Origin of the sequence: Mesobacillus sp. AQ2, from assembly GCF_030122805.1 — a bacterium.
In the GTDB taxonomy this organism is placed as follows: Bacteria; Bacillota; Bacilli; order Bacillales; family Cytobacillaceae; genus Mesobacillus; species Mesobacillus oceanisediminis_A.
Map to the genome: position 1 here is coordinate 2,969,939 of NZ_CP126080.1, position 15,457 is coordinate 2,985,395.

The following is a 15,457-nucleotide window of genomic DNA, read 5'->3' on the forward strand; positions in this document are numbered from 1 at the left end:
GGTTCTTAGACATTTTGGCTTCTCTTTACTCTCAAAATGTCCATTAAGCGCAGGTTCCTAGACATTTTGGCTTCTTAATACCTCGAAATGTCCATTAAACACAATTTCCTGACATTTGAATGACGCTCTGCTCTCGAACTATTAATAAAACAAAAAGTTCCTTTGTCATTTCGATTACACTTTCTTCAAAATATCCTTTAAACTCGGTTTTAAGTCATTGTGGCTTTCCTTGAATTCTGAGGGATCCTAATTAAGGGTGTACATAATAAAACCCTTTCCTCAAGGGGAAAGGGTTTTCAACTCATTATTCTTTGATTGCTGCTTCGAGCGCTACTTCGATCATGTCGTTGAATGTTGTTTGGCGCTCTTCTGATGTCGTTTCTTCACCTGTCAGGATGTGGTCGCTGACTGTCAGGATAGATAGAGCTTTTCGATCGTATTTGGCAGCCAAGGTATAGAGGGCTGTTGTTTCCATTTCGACCGCTAAGATTTGATATTGGGCCCATTTTTCCAATTCTGCATTATCATTGTAGAACTGGTCAGCCGTGAACACATTCCCTACTTTAAGATTTAAGCCTTTTTCAAGACCTGTATTGTAGGCTTTGTACAATAAATCAAAGTTTGCTGTTGGAGCAAAGTCCACTCCGCCGAAAGTAAGGCGGTTCATTTGGGAATCAGTTGATGAGCTCATTGCCAGGATTACGTCACGGACTTTGACATCCTTTTGGATTGCTCCGCAAGTGCCCACGCGAATCAGGTTTTGGACATTGTAGCTATTCATCAACTCATTGATATAAATTGAAATGGACGGCACGCCCATGCCAGTGCCCTGGACAGAAACCCTCTTGCCTTTGTATGTACCTGTGTACCCAAACATATTTCTGACTTCATTATATAACTTTGCATCTTCAAGGAATGTTTCAGCAATGTATTTTGCCCTTAACGGATCCCCTGGAAGCAATACCGTTTCTGCGATTTCATTTTCTTTAGCACCAATATGTACACTCATTCAAATAATCCTCCATCCTATAGGTTGCTACCTCAAAACTATACCACAATATAGTTAAGCAGGAAAATCTTCAGTTTCATGACAATTTTGTTAACGGGCAAGCTAGAAATAGCTTTACCGAAGCTGAATTAAAAAATTCTCTACCTGGGTGTAAAAGAAAAACTGACATAAAGGAGAATGAGCTAATGGGTAAAAAGCATCGCAATCGCATCAATTCGCCTAAGAAAAACAATCATATCCCTCCTGATGCAATCGTTGCCGAGCAAGAAGCACACGGCAAGGAGTTCTCAGCTAACGGAAGAAAGAAGCAAGGATAAAAAATGACGATGAAGCTTTTGCTTCATCGTCATCAAAATTTTCAGCAGTACCGTGCAATTGTATCCTGAAGCTTTTGCTGTATGGAGGGCAAATCAGATACATGGATATTCATTCTTACATATGTTTCATCCATGCCCATCGCTTCTGATAAGAAACCGCCGATTCCTCTCGCTCTTCGGTCAACTTGCATCAATACTTCCGCTTCGTTTTCGCTGTTTGGATAGAGAACCAACTCCAGTTCATCCAGACGTCCTCTAAATGGACCTGATGCAGCCACGAATTCGAACTCCTGGACGAATGGCAGGTTCCGGCGAAGATGCCTTGGTGCCTGCTCACACTCAGCCTCCCTTAACCGGAAGCCCAGATTGCTTACGGCATTAAAGATCCCTTGCATCAATGGGTTCGGTACTACTGTCAAATAATCTTTATCTCCGGGGTCGACCGCATTCTTGATATCAAGTCCTGTCGTTACCCAAACCTTCGTTCTTCCCATAGTTAACGGAATTTCCAATGGCAGCCTGAAGGTAAAAGGGATTTCCTTTGTTTCATTTTCTTTGATCAGAAACGACTGCGTAAGCCTGAAGCGGTCGATTTGGGCAGTCGCTGTATACTTTCTCTCGTCGCTCTCTTTTATATAAGTGGTATGTAAACTCAAATAGATGTCATCAATATTCTGCTCAACACTGCCTCCGCGAATTTCAACGATTCCGCGTATCTCTTCTCCTGGCATAACCCGGTCCTTTTCAAGCTTCGTGTCGACTTTAGCTGCTCCGATTCCAACACTTGCAAACACCTTATTAAAAAATGACATCCTCATTGCCTCCCAGAAATCACAATTTTCTTTTACGACTATGTATACGATTATAAGTTAACAGGGTTTCATAAAAATACATTATTTTTTTTTCACCTTTATTAGTGAGCATGACTCCAAAATAAAAAGGCTGATTCGTCCGAATCGGCCCTCCCATCGGTAGATCGCCTTAATCTATGTCTTCTTCCTCATCGATGATGCATTTTTCAATCAGATATTCAAACGTGATATCCGCCATCTCTTCAAGTTCTTCCTCCGTGGGAACGTATCCCCTTTTAACAAGTTCATGAAAGAAAAATTCAGCAATCTCCTCTGTATCGATTATAACCTCAATCTCTTTCACAGATTCGCCCCCCTTTATTCCAAATGTATGATATATGTGCTTGTTTCATGCCAAGCATATTGATTTTTCAGAAAAATCGTTCTATCTCTTTTGGACAAGCATAGAATGGAATAAATCAATGGCGGGGTGATTCTTAATGAAGACAATAAGTACGCTTGCAGAGATGTTCGTTGCTGATGTCAATAAAGAAAACAGTGTAATCGTAGAGTTTTTTGGCAGCATTGTGAATTCATTATTTAAGGTTATTCAAGTGGCAGGAATTCCTTTTCTTGTTTATGTGCTGCTGGAGTTTTCAGGCTGGCTTTAAACATGGCTTTTTCCATCATTGTTAACAAGCAATGACAGCTTCCGAATGATAACCCTCATAACATGTGCATATTCATCATCATTGAACCATTTATATAAAATTCGATAGTCATTGTATATATCGAGCAAATGATCGATGGTCATCCTTCTCTGGTTGATCTTCCGCAACTCTTCCTTTTCGCCTGCACGGGGCTGAAGGGATTTTTTATCGAGGTTCACAGAGGGCCTTACTTCTTTATTGGCAGAAAACAGAAGTCCGAGCTTCTGGATGAAAGTATCCGCGCTTTCTGAATCCGCCACAAGTGTCAGCTCTTCTTCCCCGGCTTCAAGCCATTCTCCATCTTTAATCCTCGAGAGTTCATATATGACATCCTCCCAGGCATCTTCCTTATAACGCCAGATTTCAGTCCTGAAACCAACAACTTTAAACAGATCCGAACCATATCCCTTTACCTGGACTAAATCCCCGAAGAAATATTTATACTCGATATCGATTTGTTCCTTTTCCATCAGCTTTCCATCATATTCAGAGAGCATCTGCAAACTTGTTTCTAAATACAAGCCCTCGCTCTTATTTATCTCATATACATGAAGGCCGTCAAGCCACTTTATATCTGTCACTTTCCCCACGGTACCATAAATAGTGATCACGACTGTATCACCGATGTTAAACTTAGGTTTCTTCCGTTTTTCCATTTCCTCCATCTCCTCAACGATGAGTCGTGAATTGTGATTACCACAGTATATGCACTATTCTGAAAATCGCCACGCCCAGATGAAGGATGAATATATTATTAAAACAAAAGGCTCCTGCGTGTGAGCGCAGCAGCCTTTTCAGCTTTCAGCTATCAAATATTCTTCCCATGCCTCATCAAAGACAGCCATGCTTTCAGGATACTGTCCGTTGACTTCCAGATAGGAGCTTATTTCGTCATAGTCTTCCGAGTTTTTAGGGAAGGAAAGATCGTCGTATGCAGAGTTCGCGAACCTGCTGATCGCATCCTTTGGTTTCGTGGACCGGTATTTCATGAGAAAGTGGTAAAAACTTTTATACATATATGAACGCCTGCCTAAATTTAGAATTTGTCTGTCCATACTATAACGAAAAGTTTACTGTCCGTCCACATATTAGAAAGTATCGAGCACCTTCCCTACCAGGAAAGATGCCCGCCGTTATTGCCATCTGGCTGATTTCGCCATCTCCAGCAATGCCCATATAATATTCACCATTAAAATGGCCACAGTAATGGGAACAGCATGAAGCCAGTTCATCCCGAATTTCTCTTTGATCATCCTCACATAGTATCCGCATAGGAACAACACCAACATTGCCGCCATCAGCATGATTGATAAAGCGATATACACAAGATCTCCTCACTTCCAATATGAATACTCCCCACTCTATTATAAAGAGTAGGGAGTAACTGGATAAAAAGGAGATTTGAATTTTTTGTGAACAGCTTTCTGTTTCAGGTTATTTTTGTCACTCCTCATTTCAAGATGAAAAATCAAAGTAATTTCGCTTCAGCAGTCTTGGCTGTTCCATCAATTCTTCGAAGGTGATGACTTTGGAGAGTTTTTTCGTATCGATTAAAAACAGCTGGTCTTCGATTTCCTTTGTGATCAACTCTGTCTGATAGGTCATTTGGCAGTCGAGACAATGGACTGCTGGTGTATCATCAATTTGGATCGCTTTAGTCCCATCAGGGAGTTCCCAATAAACTTTGTCTGTGACTGCTTTGATATTTTCACTGCTGCACCATTCACAAATAGTCATTATTCACTCCCCTTTGCTGTGGGGATCGTCTCCTGGCTATCAGGGGCATGTGTTGTTTTTTTCTGTTGAGCCATGAATTTCTTTTCTTTCAGTTCATCCCGCTTTTCCCGCTTATCCTTGAGTGATGCATGAGCTGGATCTTCCTCATACTTTTCACGGCGGTCAATCCTGCCAAGTCCTTCTGGAATTAAGTTGAATTCACTGTCATTCATGATGGCTGCTATTCCGGTATTGGATTTTTTCTTTTCATAATCAGGATAGACCTGCTTGAAGTATCCTTCCGCTCTGCCAGGAACATAATTTTCAGGTTCTGGATAAGAGGTGATGACACCTTCGAAATTCCGCAGCACGACTTTTTCAGGACTTTGCGAAATCAGGTAGTTTGGCTGCAAGGAGATTTTCCCTCCTCCACCAGGTGCATCAACTACAAATGTCGGGACAGCATAGCCAGACGTATGGCCCCTCAAGCCCTCGATGATTTCAAGTCCCTTCGTCACAGGAGCTCGGAAATGACCAATGCCTTCAGACAGATCGCACTGGTAGATATAATAAGGTCGGACCCGGATTTTTACAAGGTCATGCATCAGCTTTTTCATGATTGGAACACTGTCATTTATGCCAGCGAGGATGACCGATTGATTCCCAACCGGAACACCTGCATTCGCAAGCATTTCACATGCCCGTTTTGAATCCTCAGTAATTTCGATTGATGTATTGAAGTGTGTATTCAACCAGATTGGATGGTATTTTTTGAGGATGGAACAAAGATTCTCTGTAATTCGCTGCGGAAATACTACAGGTGCCCGGGTGCCAATGCGAATAATTTCCACATGATCAATTTCGCGCAGGTTTTTCAGGATATACTCGAGGATATTGTCATTGATCAGCAGGCCATCCCCTCCCGAAATCAGCACATCGCGTACTTCTGGAGTGTTCCTGATATAGTTGATAGCCGCATCCAGCTGCTTTTTGGCTACCCCCATGCCGATTTGTCCGGAAAATCTGCGGCGTGTACAGTAGCGGCAGTACATCGAGCATTGGTTGGTAACAAGGAACAGCACCCTGTCAGGATATCGATGAGTCAAGCCTGGCACAGGTGAATCCTCATCTTCGTGCAGCGGATCTTCCAAATCGTATTTTGTTTTGTGGATTTCCTTTGATATTGGGACGGACTGCATCCTTACCGGGCAGCGAGGATCATCTGGATTCATTAATGAAGCATAATATGGTGTGATATTGAGTGGGATTGTTTTCGTTGAGATCCGGACCCCCTCTTCCTCCTCAGGAGTCAGATTGATGACTTTTTTCAGATCATCGAGCGTCCTGATTGTGTTTGTAAGCTGCCAGAGCCAGTCATTCCATTGCTCTTCGGTCACATCTTTCCAGAGTTCGATATCTTTCCAATGTCTTGATGGCTTATATAAAGTTTGTTTCATCCAATTTCCCCCTAGCTATTTTTATACCTATTTACAATGCAAGTTCCGTGCCAAGTTGGCGAATTATTCTGAAGATTGCTTGCAATAGGAGTTATTGGAGAACAGGACAATCCTAGGTAAAAAAATAACCTGCTGAAATTTCGGCAGATTATGTTTCAAGGCTGGATATTCAATTTTTTAATTTTATATTGAAGTGTCTGCCTTGGTATATCCAGAAGGATGGCTGCCTGCTGGATATTTCCGCCTGAAGCTTCCAGCGCATCTTTAATCAACTGTACTTCAAGCTCCTTCAGATTTTCTCTCAATACCAGTGAAGGAGCACTGCTCACTGGCTCTGGGGCAATGTTTTTCAACATCATTGGAAGATCATGGGCAGTCAGCTTTTCACCTTCACAGACATTCATCATGTACTCAATCGTATGCTTCAGCTCGCGTACATTTCCAGGCCATTGATGGGTAAGAAAAACAGACTTGGCCTTTTCATCGAGCCCGGTTACATGCTTCCTCAGCTCATGATTGTACTGGCTTATAAAAAGATCGCTCAGATAAAGAATATCTTCCTTTCTTTGTCTTAAAGGGATCAATTCGAATGTCAGGACATTCAGTCGGTAAAAGAGATCGGTCCGCAGCTGGTTCTCTTCCATCGCCTTTCCCGGGTAGACATTCATCGCAGAAATCACCCTGACATTCACTGAGGTAACATTCGTGCTTCCGACCCTTCGGACAGCGCCATCCTCAAGTACACGCAGTAATTTAGCCTGGAGGTCGAATGGCATCGAGTTGAGCTCATCAAGGAAAAGCGTCCCTCCGTTTGCAAGTTCGAAAAGACCTGGCCTGTCCACCGCTCCGGTATAACTTCCCTTAGAGGTTCCAAACAGGATACTTTCGAGCAGATTTTCAGGTATCGCTGCACAATTCTGGGCTATGAACGGACCAGCAGCCCGCTTTGATGCATTATGGATGGATTGGACGAAGAGTTCTTTTCCGGTGCCGCTTTCCCCATAAACAAGAATGGGAGAATCGGATTTTGCCAGTTTTTCAGCCTTCTTTTTTACCAACATAAAATGCTTATTCGTTGTCAATACATCACTGAACGTATAGCCTGCCTGCTGTTTTACAGCCTTGCCATTACTGAGTCTCAACCCCTTTTGGATTTCGACCAGACGTTCAGAAAGCTGCTTGATCCGCGAATAATCCTTGGCGATTTCAACAGCGCCTATCAGTTGCCCCTGGACAAATATTGGCAGAGTTGTATTGACGGTTTCAATTTTCCTTCCGTGCAAGTTAACAAAGGATTGGGTTTCATTATAGATTGGCTTTTTCGTTTCTATCACTTTCAGCAAGGTGCTGGATTGATCATTCAGTGAAGGAAAAACACTCAAGAGCGGCTTCCCAATGACTTCACTGATTTCCAATCCATCATGCCTGGCGGCAACTTGATTGTAAAAGATCGTAATGCCTTCTGTATTGACGACATGGATTGCCTCATCGATGCACTTCAGTATTGCGCTCAAGATTTCTTCGGTAACATTGGATACTGAATTCAATCCCATCACACTCCCATATTAAGTATATGACAGCGTGCCGAAAAACTGTCTTTTACTGCCCAATATTTGGCGGTTTTGCCAAATTTTTTACCCAGACGTTCATGTTCTCAATTTTATCATAAATATATACATTATTCACCAGCCTGCCGCGATAGGCATAGCCCAATTGATACAATGCTGCATTCATGCCAAAAGATAATGACCTCGCAATTGAATAGGCGCAAAAAATGCCGTTCTCAATCAGTTCGGCCTCTAAACGAGCCAGGAGGACTTTCATCAAGCCATGCTTCCGGTGCTCTTTTAACGTCGCACAATCAGTCATTTCCGCGTTTTTGTAAAAAAGATCGACCTCAGCGGAAGCAGCACTTACAATTTGGCCATCATGGACAAATCCATAGTAAATCGTGCCTTCGGTCATCGTTTTGACAATATACTCCGGGTCGTTCAGCGGGGTCGGATAGATTTGAAAGACTTCTTTGTATAAGTCAGATAAGCCGTGGGCATCCGATTTGTCCATTTTCTTCATCACATAATCGCCAGGCGGAGTGATCTTCTGGGCGGGCTCTGCCAAATGATAGACACTTTTTATGATTCCGTCCTCCTCGGTCCAGTGCGGCGTTGCTTTTCTGTCATCGCTTAGAAACTTTGAAAAGAACACGCAATCGGAGCCAAGGAAAAAACCGTCAATGCTTGCCTCGAAACTGTACCCGTGTTCAAGCAGCTGTGTGAAATGTTCTCTTCTTCCTTTAATGATCAATTTATCTGCCTTTTCGCTCTCTGCCAGCTCTTCAGCGCATTTCAATGCATTCGATAAACTGCCTAAATAATCCTCCACTCTCACCCGTTTATTTTGTTTGTCAAGATAAACAGTCATCTTGCCATTTTTGTCTGCTAAGACGATTGTTTTCCCTAAATGCATTTTCCTCTCCCCCATCCCCTAAGATCTTCTGTCGAATCAAAAGCCTGGCTTTAGGCCAGGCTGACGGTTCAATCCAATTTGAATGAAACAAGCTTCAGTTCAGTCATTTCTTCGACAGCATACTTGATCCCTTCTCTTCCAGTCCCGCTTTGTTTGACACCGCCATATGGCATATGGTCAACCCGGAAAGTAGGAATATCATTGATCATCACGCCGCCGACGTGCAGATTACTGGCTGCTCTGAAGGCTTTTTGAAGATCATTTGTATAAACACCTGCCTGAAGGCCGAACTGCGACTCATTGACCTCAGTGATTGCTTCATCAAAGTCCATGAACGTGTTGATATGGACAACTGGCGCAAAGATTTCCTCACAGGAAATCTTATCAGTCGGTTTTGCATTGAGGAGCACAGTCGGCTTTAATACCTGCTGTTCACTTTCTCCTCCAAGGACCAGTTCGGCTCCATTTCCCACCGCATCACTGATCCAGGACTGGGCCCTTTCCACATCCTCCGCACTGATCATTGCAGCTACATCTGTTTCTTCATCCAGAGGGTCTCCCACTTTAAGACGGCCCGCTTCTTCAACGAATTGTGAAACAAAATCCTCGGCAATAGTTTCATACACGTAAATGCGCTGAATCGAAATGCATACCTGCCCCTGATTTGAGAAGGCACCCGTCACGATTCTTGGCATTACCTTACTAAGGTCCGTTCCTTCGTCGACTATCAATGCCGAATTTGAGCCCAGTTCAAGCGTTACCCTTTTCAATCCAGCATTTTCACGAATATACTTACCGACTGCAGGACTTCCGGTAAAGGTCACTTTTTTTACCCGATCATCGGCAATCAGGGCGTCGCCCACATTTTTCCCGCTGCCTGTCACTACATTAAGAGCACCTGCCGGCAATCCTGCCCTATGGAAGTATGAGGCGATTTTATAAGCTGATAACGGCGTCTGGCTCGCGGGCTTCAGGACGACTGTATTTCCTGCTGCTATCGCTGGCCCCACCTTGTGGGCTACAAGGTTCATTGGAAAATTGAATGGTGTAATCGCAGCGATGACGCCAAGCGGCTCCTTTACAGTATAGGCGATCCGTCCCTCTCCTCCGGGAGCAGCATCCATCGGGATGGTATCTCCCTGGATCCTTCTGGCTTCTTCCGAGGCGAATGTATAGGTCATAACAGTCCGGTCGACCTCTGCCCGGGCCGCTTTCAATGGTTTGGAGGATTCCTCAGCGATCAGTCTTGCACATTCTTCACGGTCTTCCTGGATATAATCGGCCACTTTCCGAAGGATATCGGCACGTTTATGGGCATCCATTTCCGCCATGCCCCTCGCAGCTTCAGCTGCAGAGTCAATCGCTCTTATTACATCTTCTTTGGCAGCCTCTGCTACTTCGGCTATTTGTCCACCTGTATACGGATTTAACAGTGGACGGTAATTTTCTGTTTCCACACTTTCTCCATTTATCCATAAATTCTGTTTCATCTTATCCCTCCTGCTGCTTGCAGCATTCAAAAATCACGGATTCAAGGACATCAAACCCTTCCTCCATCTGCCCGTCTGTTATGACAAGCGGAGCGAGAAGCCTGATGACGTTACCATAAAAGCCAGCGCTCATTAAAATCAATCCGCGCTGATGAGCCTTCGCAAGCACCTCCTTAACAATCTGTCCATTCGGCAGCCCATTTTCATCGAAAAATTCGATTGCGCACATTGCTCCTAATGACCGGATATCACCAATCTCCGAAAACTGTTTTGCCAGCCCTCCGAATCTCTCCTGAAACTTATCTCCAAAAAAGTTTGCTTTCTCGAGAAGTTTTTGCTCTTCTATCATTTTAACGACTTCGATCGCTGCAACACAACCGAGAGGACTTCCTCCATATGTTCCGCCAATTTCTCCAATGCCGGCTGAATCCATAATTTCGGCCCGTCCAGTCACCGCGCTGATTGGAAGTCCGGCTGCGATCGATTTTGACATGGTCATCAGATCAGGTATCACTCCGTAATGTTCCATTGCGAACATCTTCCCTGTCCTGCCAAAACCTGTCTGGATTTCATCTGCAATAAAGAGGATTCCATACTTTTCACATATCTTTTTCACACCTTGCACAAAGGGCTTTGATGGTATGTTAAATCCACCTTCACCCTGGATGGGTTCCATGATGACCGCGGCAATTTCCGTGCCTGGCACCTCACTCTGGAAAAATGTCTCAAACTTCTTCAGGATATAAGCATCCAGTTGATCGGGGGACATGCTTTTCTCCTGTGAATATACAGGGTAAGGCCATTTATAGGTTTCTGGTGCAAATGGGCCGAACTGGTACTTGTACGGTTTGACCTTGCTTGTCAGTGACATTGCCATATACGTCCTGCCATGAAATGCCCGTTCAAAGGAAATGATCCCTTTTCTGCCGGAAAATTTCCTGGCGATCTTTATCGCGTTCTCAACTGCTTCTGCACCCGTGCTGAGAAAAAAGGTCTTTTTATCATGGTCTCCAGGCGTGATGTTGTTCAGCACTTCAGCCAGTTCAATATAAGGTTCATACATCATCACATGAAAACATGGGTGAAGATAACGGTCAATCTGTTCATGGAGCGCATTTACAACCTCTGGCGGACAATGTCCAACATTGAGGGTGCCGATTGCACCTGCAAAGTCAATGAATGTGTTCCCGTCTACATCAGTCAACAGGGCACCTTCGCCACTTTCGGCAAAAGATTTGATCGTATTAAATGGACCAACAGGAATATTCTTCTCTTTTCTTTCCAGCAAAGCCTTCGCCTTGGGACCGGGAATGGCTGTTTTGATCTTAATATCTCCCACTTTTTGACTCCTCCTAATTGAAATGATGGCAGTTTGGTTGACACAGGTTTTACAAGTCTGCTTTCATTTCTAACTTCATTGTTTAAAAGCTTTATAATACTTGCTTCACCCCAATGCCAGTAAAAAGCTGTTATTCACTGATTTCACACCATTTAAGCAAAGTGAGGGCAATGATTTCGGCGGTTTCAAATACATCTTCAAGCCTGATATATTCGTTTGCCTGATGTGCCGTTTCAGTTACCCCAGGCCCAAAAACCACAACCGGTATTCCGCCGACTTTTGAAAGGATTCCGCCATCTGTCGCCCAAGGGGAGGCTTCAATTAAAGGCTCCTGTTCTTTGACACCTTTATAGCTTTCGGATAAGTCTCGAATCAGTTCATGCTCTGGATCCAGGTCGCCCGGCAGCCAGCTTGCGCCGAACCATTCTAGCACAGGGTTGTTTTCTTCAAGCCATGTATCAGCATTGCTTACTTGCGATAAGGCTGCAGCCATTTCCCGTTTTGCTTCCTCCTGGGTTTCGTTCGGCGCAACCCCCATCCTGCCTTCAATGATCGCCAGGTCTGGAACAGAGGATGGCCAGTCGCCAGCCTGAATTTTGCCGATATTGATTGGAATTGGTATTGGAATACTATCAAAAAACGGATCTGTTATTTTCTCGTTTCTCTCCGTCTCCAGTTTTCTCAGTCCATCAATTACCTGCATCGCCTTCTCAATCGCATTGACTCCCTCATACCTTGTGCCGCCATGGGCACCTTTGCCTTTAACTGAAATCCTGAACCACATGGACCCCTGCTGCTTAGGAAAAAGCTTCATGTTTGTTGGTTCCGGAATGATTGCGGCATCCGCCTTATAACCTCTCAAGACTGCAGCAAGCGACCCCGCACCGCCGCTTTCTTCTTCAATCACGCTCTGGAAAATGACATCTCCTTTTAACTTGATCCCTGAATTCTTTATGGCTTCCATCGCCATCAGCAAGGAAGCAGTTCCGCCCTTCATATCTGTCGAACCCCGGCCGAAAAGCTTGCCGCTTTCAATATATCCGCTGAAAGGGTCCCGATCCCAAGCCTTGGTGTCACCAGCTGGTACAACGTCGATATGGCCATTCAGGATCATCGACTTCCCCCCACCAGTCCCCTTCATGATTCCTACCGCATTAGGGTTGCCTTTGAAGTTGCTGCGATCAGAGCAAAACGCCGGGTGGTCAGGCAATCCGTCACCTCCGATTTCCCAAATATCCATTTCAAAGCCTAATTCACGGCATTTTTCAATCACTACAGCCTGTGCTCCACTTTCTTCTCCCCTCGTACTTGGCTCCTGCACCATTTTTTGCAATAGGCGTGTTCCCTTGATTCTGTTTTCCTTAATATAATTCCGCACCTTTTCCTCAGCAGATTGCACGATATCAACCCCTTTAATAATCAATAACCCGAAGATCCTCCGCGATCGAGAAATCACAGGCTGTTTTAGCAGTAATCTCAGCAATGGTATATGGCGCAAAAAGCTCAGAGAGAATCATGGAGCCTTCATTTATTTTAAAAACTGCCAGGTCGGTGATCACCAAGTCGACACAGTTTGCCGCAGTCAATGGCAAGGAGCATGACTTCACCAATTTGGACACCCCGTTCTTATCTGTGTGGTTCATCAGTACGGCAACTTTCCTGGCCTTTTGTGCCAGTTCCATCGCCCCACCCATTCCCGGCACTTTTTTACCCGGGACAATCCAGTTCGCTAGGTCTCCTTTTTGGCTTACCTGTAAAGAACCAAGTATGGTAAGATCAACCCGCCCGCGTCGGATCATTCCGAATGCCACCGCGCTGTCACAATAAGAAGAACCTGCAACGACCGTAACCGGGAACCCGCCCGCGTTGCATAAATTTTCATCTTCCCATCCCTTTTCAGGGGATGCGCCCATTCCGACTATCCCATTTTCGGCATGGAACATTACCTGTGTTTCCCGTGGCAGGTGGTTAGGAACAAGAGAAGGAATTCCAATGCCCAGATTGACTACCATCCCGGATGTAATCTCCTCGGCAGCCCGCTTCGCCATTCTATTCCTGACATCTATTCCCATGCCCATTTCCAATTCACCCCACAAGATGGAATCACCATATCCACGAACACACCGGGCGTCACTATTTCCTCGGGGTCCAGACTGCCAAGCGGAACAATTTCTTCAGCCTCGGCAATTGTAAACTTCCCCGCCATCGCCACAAGCGGATTCGTATTCCTCGCGCTTTTATCGAAAACCAGGTTTCCGTATGGATCGGCTTTTTTGGCATAGACAATTGCCACATCTGCCGTCAGCGCTGTTTCAATTAAATACTCTTTGCCGTTAAGGGTCATCTTTTGTTTGCCCTTTGCAACGAAATCATGATCGACCCCAACATCTGTTAAAATAGCGCCAATCCCCATTCCACCTGCCCTTATACGTTCCGTAAGTGTGCCCTGCGGCGAGAACTCGACCTCCAGTTCCCCTCTGGTCATCAGGTCGCCTGCAACAGGATTCGAGCCGATATGGGAGGCAATCACTTTCCTGGCCCTCCTGCGGCTGACAATTTTACCGATGCCGATTTCCGGAAAGCCTGTATCATTTCCTATCAACATAAGATTTTTGATGTTCTTTTCCAGAATGCCATCTATCAGGGCTGGAGGAGAACCGACTCCTCCAAACCCGCCAAACATCAAGGTCATTCCGTCATAGAAATATTCCATTGCCTGCTCAAGCGCAGCAATTTTTCCAAATGGATTTTCCATCTACTCTTCAACTCCATTTTCAAAAGGAAATCCCAGTGTTTTATATACTTCAACCAATGTTGTTTTCAAAAGGGCAATCAGTTCGTCAATTTCACGCTTCGTGATTGTAAGCGGGGGTGCGATGATAACCGCGTCACCTGAAAGCCCATCAAGGCCTGCCGCCGCAGGATACAGCAATATCCCGTGGTCCCTGCCAGTTCTGACAACCAGCTCCGTCAGTTTTACACTCTGGTCGAACGGAATTTTCGCTGCAGGTAATTTGACAAACTCCATACCAAGAAGCAACCCTTTTCCCCGCACATCCCCGATAAAAGTGAATTGTGTTTTAAGGCGATCGAGCTTATTTTTGAGATAAACAGACCTCGATTCTACATCTTTCAAAATATGATTGTTTTCAAGGTATTCCAAAACAGCCAAAGCTGCTGCACATGATTGAGGGTTTGCGCTTAGAGTGTGACCGCTCATGATCACTTTGGAACCCTTCAGGATCGGTTCCATCACATGGTCACTTACAACGGTCGCTGCTATTGGTGCATAACCAGCCCCCATCCCCTTGCCAAGGGCGACAATATCGGGAATGATATTCCAATGCTCCATTGCCAGCATCGACCCAGTCCTGCCAAACCCTGTCATTACTTCATCTGCGATAAATAATATATTGTTCTCATCACAAATCTTTTTAATTGTTTCGTAGTACCCTTCCGGTGGCGAAATCGCTCCGCCGGCTGCACCAATCACAGGTTCTGCAATAAATGCGGCAATGTGGTCAGCTCCAATCCTTTTTATTGCCCCCTCCAGCTCCATGGCGCATAAATAACCGCATTCCGGCGCTGATTTTTGGTATGGACAGCGATAACAGTAGGGAGGCGAAATCGTCGGGAATTCCTCGAGCAATGGCACAAACCTCGCTCTTCTTCCGGGATGTCCTGACATCGAGAGTGCACCAAGCGTGATACCATGGTAGCTGACCCATCTAGAAAGTATTTTGATTTTTGACTTCATCCCTTTCTCCTGCCAGTACTGAATCGCAATTTTCAAAGCGGTTTCGGTCGCTTCTGACCCACTATTTACAAAGAAACTCCAATTCAGGTCACCAGGCAATGAATCAGAAATTTTTTCTGCCAGCTTTTCTGCCGGCTCACTGGTGAATTGAGAGCGATAGACAAATGAAACTCGCTTGGACTGTTCATACATCGCAAGAATGATTTCCGGAACTCCATGACCGATGTTTGCCGTTACAGCCCCGGATGCAGCATCAAGATACTTCTTCCCGTCTTTGTCAAAAAGGTAGATGCCTTTACCATAGTCAATCTCAGGATAGCTCTCATCCAGGGCAGGTTTGATTAAATAGGACGACCTCATAATTTCACTCCATTCACCGCAATTAAAATCAAATGGACATTCTGT

Annotated in this window: 18 protein-coding genes; 2 read left to right on the forward strand and 16 right to left on the reverse strand. The window is 44.8% G+C overall.

The features are described from left to right. Positions 1-304: 304 nt before the first annotated feature. Positions 305-1,009, reverse strand: a complete 705-nt coding sequence (gene deoD / locus QNH36_RS14925; protein WP_144479849.1) for a purine-nucleoside phosphorylase — start codon at positions 1,007-1,009, stop codon at positions 305-307. Positions 1,010-1,194: 185 nt separating this feature from the next. Between deoD and QNH36_RS14930 the strand changes: the two genes are divergently transcribed. Continuing rightward, positions 1,195-1,326: a hypothetical protein gene (locus tag QNH36_RS14930; protein ID WP_260983645.1), complete on the forward strand. Its 132-nt coding sequence runs from the start codon at positions 1,195-1,197 to the stop codon at positions 1,324-1,326. A gap of 41 nt (positions 1,327-1,367) precedes the next feature. Here the strand turns inward: QNH36_RS14930 and QNH36_RS14935 are convergent, their stop codons facing one another. Together QNH36_RS14935 and QNH36_RS14940 are read right to left on the reverse strand one after the other, a co-directional pair. After that, the gene (locus QNH36_RS14935; protein ID WP_251540589.1) at positions 1,368-2,138 is read right to left on the reverse strand and encodes a sporulation protein; all 771 of its coding nucleotides are present in this window, start codon (positions 2,136-2,138) and stop codon (positions 1,368-1,370) included. A gap of 169 nt (positions 2,139-2,307) precedes the next feature. Then, a complete protein-coding gene (locus QNH36_RS14940) occupies positions 2,308-2,481 on the reverse strand; it encodes a YozD family protein (RefSeq protein ID WP_144479852.1) in 174 nt (57 codons plus the stop codon). A 136-nt stretch (positions 2,482-2,617) separates the two neighbouring features. On the opposite strand from QNH36_RS14940, the gene QNH36_RS14945 reads away from it, so the two are divergent. Continuing rightward, on the forward strand, positions 2,618-2,788 hold the full coding sequence (locus QNH36_RS14945; RefSeq protein ID WP_186326834.1) for a hypothetical protein: 171 nt from the start codon (positions 2,618-2,620) through the stop codon (positions 2,786-2,788). On the opposite strand, the gene QNH36_RS14950 is transcribed toward QNH36_RS14945, so the two are convergent. The 13 genes from QNH36_RS14950 to QNH36_RS15010 all read right to left on the reverse strand — a co-directional run bounded on the left by QNH36_RS14950 (position 2,785) and on the right by QNH36_RS15010 (position 15,412). Then, positions 2,785-3,483: a hypothetical protein gene (locus tag QNH36_RS14950; RefSeq protein WP_144479854.1), complete on the reverse strand. Its 699-nt coding sequence runs from the start codon at positions 3,481-3,483 to the stop codon at positions 2,785-2,787. The two genes, QNH36_RS14945 and QNH36_RS14950, sit on opposite strands and share 4 nt — an antisense overlap. Positions 3,484-3,621: 138 nt before the next feature. Next, positions 3,622-3,843, reverse strand: a complete 222-nt coding sequence (locus tag QNH36_RS14955; RefSeq protein WP_144479856.1) for a YozE family protein — start codon at positions 3,841-3,843, stop codon at positions 3,622-3,624. 117 nt (positions 3,844-3,960) lie between these two features. Continuing rightward, positions 3,961-4,152, reverse strand: a complete 192-nt coding sequence (locus tag QNH36_RS14960) for a hypothetical protein (RefSeq protein ID WP_144479858.1) — start codon at positions 4,150-4,152, stop codon at positions 3,961-3,963. 130 nt (positions 4,153-4,282) lie between these two features. Beyond that, positions 4,283-4,564 carry a YokU family protein gene (locus QNH36_RS14965; RefSeq protein WP_251540594.1) on the reverse strand — a complete coding sequence of 94 codons (282 nt, stop codon included), beginning with the start codon at positions 4,562-4,564 and terminating at the stop codon, positions 4,283-4,285. Then, entirely contained in the window at positions 4,564-6,000 is a 1,437-nt protein-coding gene (gene kamA, locus QNH36_RS14970; RefSeq protein WP_144479862.1) for a lysine 2,3-aminomutase, read from the reverse strand. Before kamA ends, QNH36_RS14965 begins: the two co-directional genes overlap by 1 nt. A 155-nt stretch (positions 6,001-6,155) precedes the next feature. Then, positions 6,156-7,553, reverse strand: a complete 1,398-nt coding sequence (locus QNH36_RS14975) for a sigma-54 interaction domain-containing protein (protein ID WP_144479864.1) — start codon at positions 7,551-7,553, stop codon at positions 6,156-6,158. 46 nt (positions 7,554-7,599) lie between these two features. Then, positions 7,600-8,466 carry a putative beta-lysine N-acetyltransferase gene (gene ablB, locus QNH36_RS14980; protein WP_251540596.1) on the reverse strand — a complete coding sequence of 289 codons (867 nt, stop codon included), beginning with the start codon at positions 8,464-8,466 and terminating at the stop codon, positions 7,600-7,602. Positions 8,467-8,534: 68 nt separating this feature from the next. Beyond that, on the reverse strand, positions 8,535-9,956 hold the full coding sequence (locus QNH36_RS14985) for an aldehyde dehydrogenase family protein (RefSeq protein ID WP_283903732.1): 1,422 nt from the start codon (positions 9,954-9,956) through the stop codon (positions 8,535-8,537). 1 nt (position 9,957) lies between these two features. Next, positions 9,958-11,295 (reverse strand): 4-aminobutyrate--2-oxoglutarate transaminase, encoded by a 1,338-nt coding sequence (gene gabT / locus QNH36_RS14990; RefSeq protein ID WP_144479870.1) that lies wholly within the window; start codon positions 11,293-11,295, stop codon positions 9,958-9,960. A 130-nt stretch (positions 11,296-11,425) separates the two neighbouring features. Next, positions 11,426-12,694, reverse strand: coding sequence for a peptidase (locus QNH36_RS14995; RefSeq protein ID WP_283903733.1), 1,269 nt, complete (start codon positions 12,692-12,694; stop codon positions 11,426-11,428). Positions 12,695-12,707: 13 nt separating this feature from the next. Beyond that, the gene (locus QNH36_RS15000) at positions 12,708-13,373 is read right to left on the reverse strand and encodes a 3-oxoacid CoA-transferase subunit B (protein WP_144479874.1); all 666 of its coding nucleotides are present in this window, start codon (positions 13,371-13,373) and stop codon (positions 12,708-12,710) included. Further along, positions 13,358-14,050 (reverse strand): CoA transferase subunit A, encoded by a 693-nt coding sequence (locus QNH36_RS15005; protein ID WP_144479876.1) that lies wholly within the window; start codon positions 14,048-14,050, stop codon positions 13,358-13,360. Before QNH36_RS15005 ends, QNH36_RS15000 begins: the two co-directional genes overlap by 16 nt. Then, positions 14,051-15,412, reverse strand: coding sequence for an aspartate aminotransferase family protein (locus QNH36_RS15010; protein ID WP_283903734.1), 1,362 nt, complete (start codon positions 15,410-15,412; stop codon positions 14,051-14,053). Positions 15,413-15,457: the final 45 nt, after the last annotated feature.

Bases quoted from the DNA above. Each gene is read 5' to 3' on its own strand.
- QNH36_RS15005 (WP_144479876.1), bottom strand. From the start codon at position 14,050: ATGGAAAATCCATTTGGAAAAATTGCTGCGCTTGAGCAGGCAATGGAA.
- QNH36_RS14975 (WP_144479864.1), bottom strand. From the start codon at position 7,553: ATGGGATTGAATTCAGTATCCAATGTTACCGAAGAAATCTTGAGCGCA.
- QNH36_RS14985 (WP_283903732.1), bottom strand. From the start codon at position 9,956: ATGAAACAGAATTTATGGATAAATGGAGAAAGTGTGGAAACAGAAAAT.
- QNH36_RS14955 (WP_144479856.1), bottom strand. From the start codon at position 3,843: ATGTATAAAAGTTTTTACCACTTTCTCATGAAATACCGGTCCACGAAA.
- QNH36_RS15000 (WP_144479874.1), bottom strand. From the start codon at position 13,373: ATGGGCATGGGAATAGATGTCAGGAATAGAATGGCGAAGCGGGCTGCC.
- kamA (WP_144479862.1), bottom strand. From the start codon at position 6,000: ATGAAACAAACTTTATATAAGCCATCAAGACATTGGAAAGATATCGAA.
- deoD (WP_144479849.1), bottom strand. From the start codon at position 1,009: ATGAGTGTACATATTGGTGCTAAAGAAAATGAAATCGCAGAAACGGTA.
- QNH36_RS14935 (WP_251540589.1), bottom strand. From the start codon at position 2,138: ATGTCATTTTTTAATAAGGTGTTTGCAAGTGTTGGAATCGGAGCAGCT.
- QNH36_RS15010 (WP_283903734.1), bottom strand. From the start codon at position 15,412: ATGAGGTCGTCCTATTTAATCAAACCTGCCCTGGATGAGAGCTATCCT.
- QNH36_RS14950 (WP_144479854.1), bottom strand. From the start codon at position 3,483: ATGGAAAAACGGAAGAAACCTAAGTTTAACATCGGTGATACAGTCGTG.
- ablB (WP_251540596.1), bottom strand. From the start codon at position 8,466: ATGCATTTAGGGAAAACAATCGTCTTAGCAGACAAAAATGGCAAGATG.
- QNH36_RS14930 (WP_260983645.1), top strand. From the start codon at position 1,195: ATGGGTAAAAAGCATCGCAATCGCATCAATTCGCCTAAGAAAAACAAT.
- QNH36_RS14945 (WP_186326834.1), top strand. From the start codon at position 2,618: ATGAAGACAATAAGTACGCTTGCAGAGATGTTCGTTGCTGATGTCAAT.
- QNH36_RS14965 (WP_251540594.1), bottom strand. From the start codon at position 4,564: ATGACTATTTGTGAATGGTGCAGCAGTGAAAATATCAAAGCAGTCACA.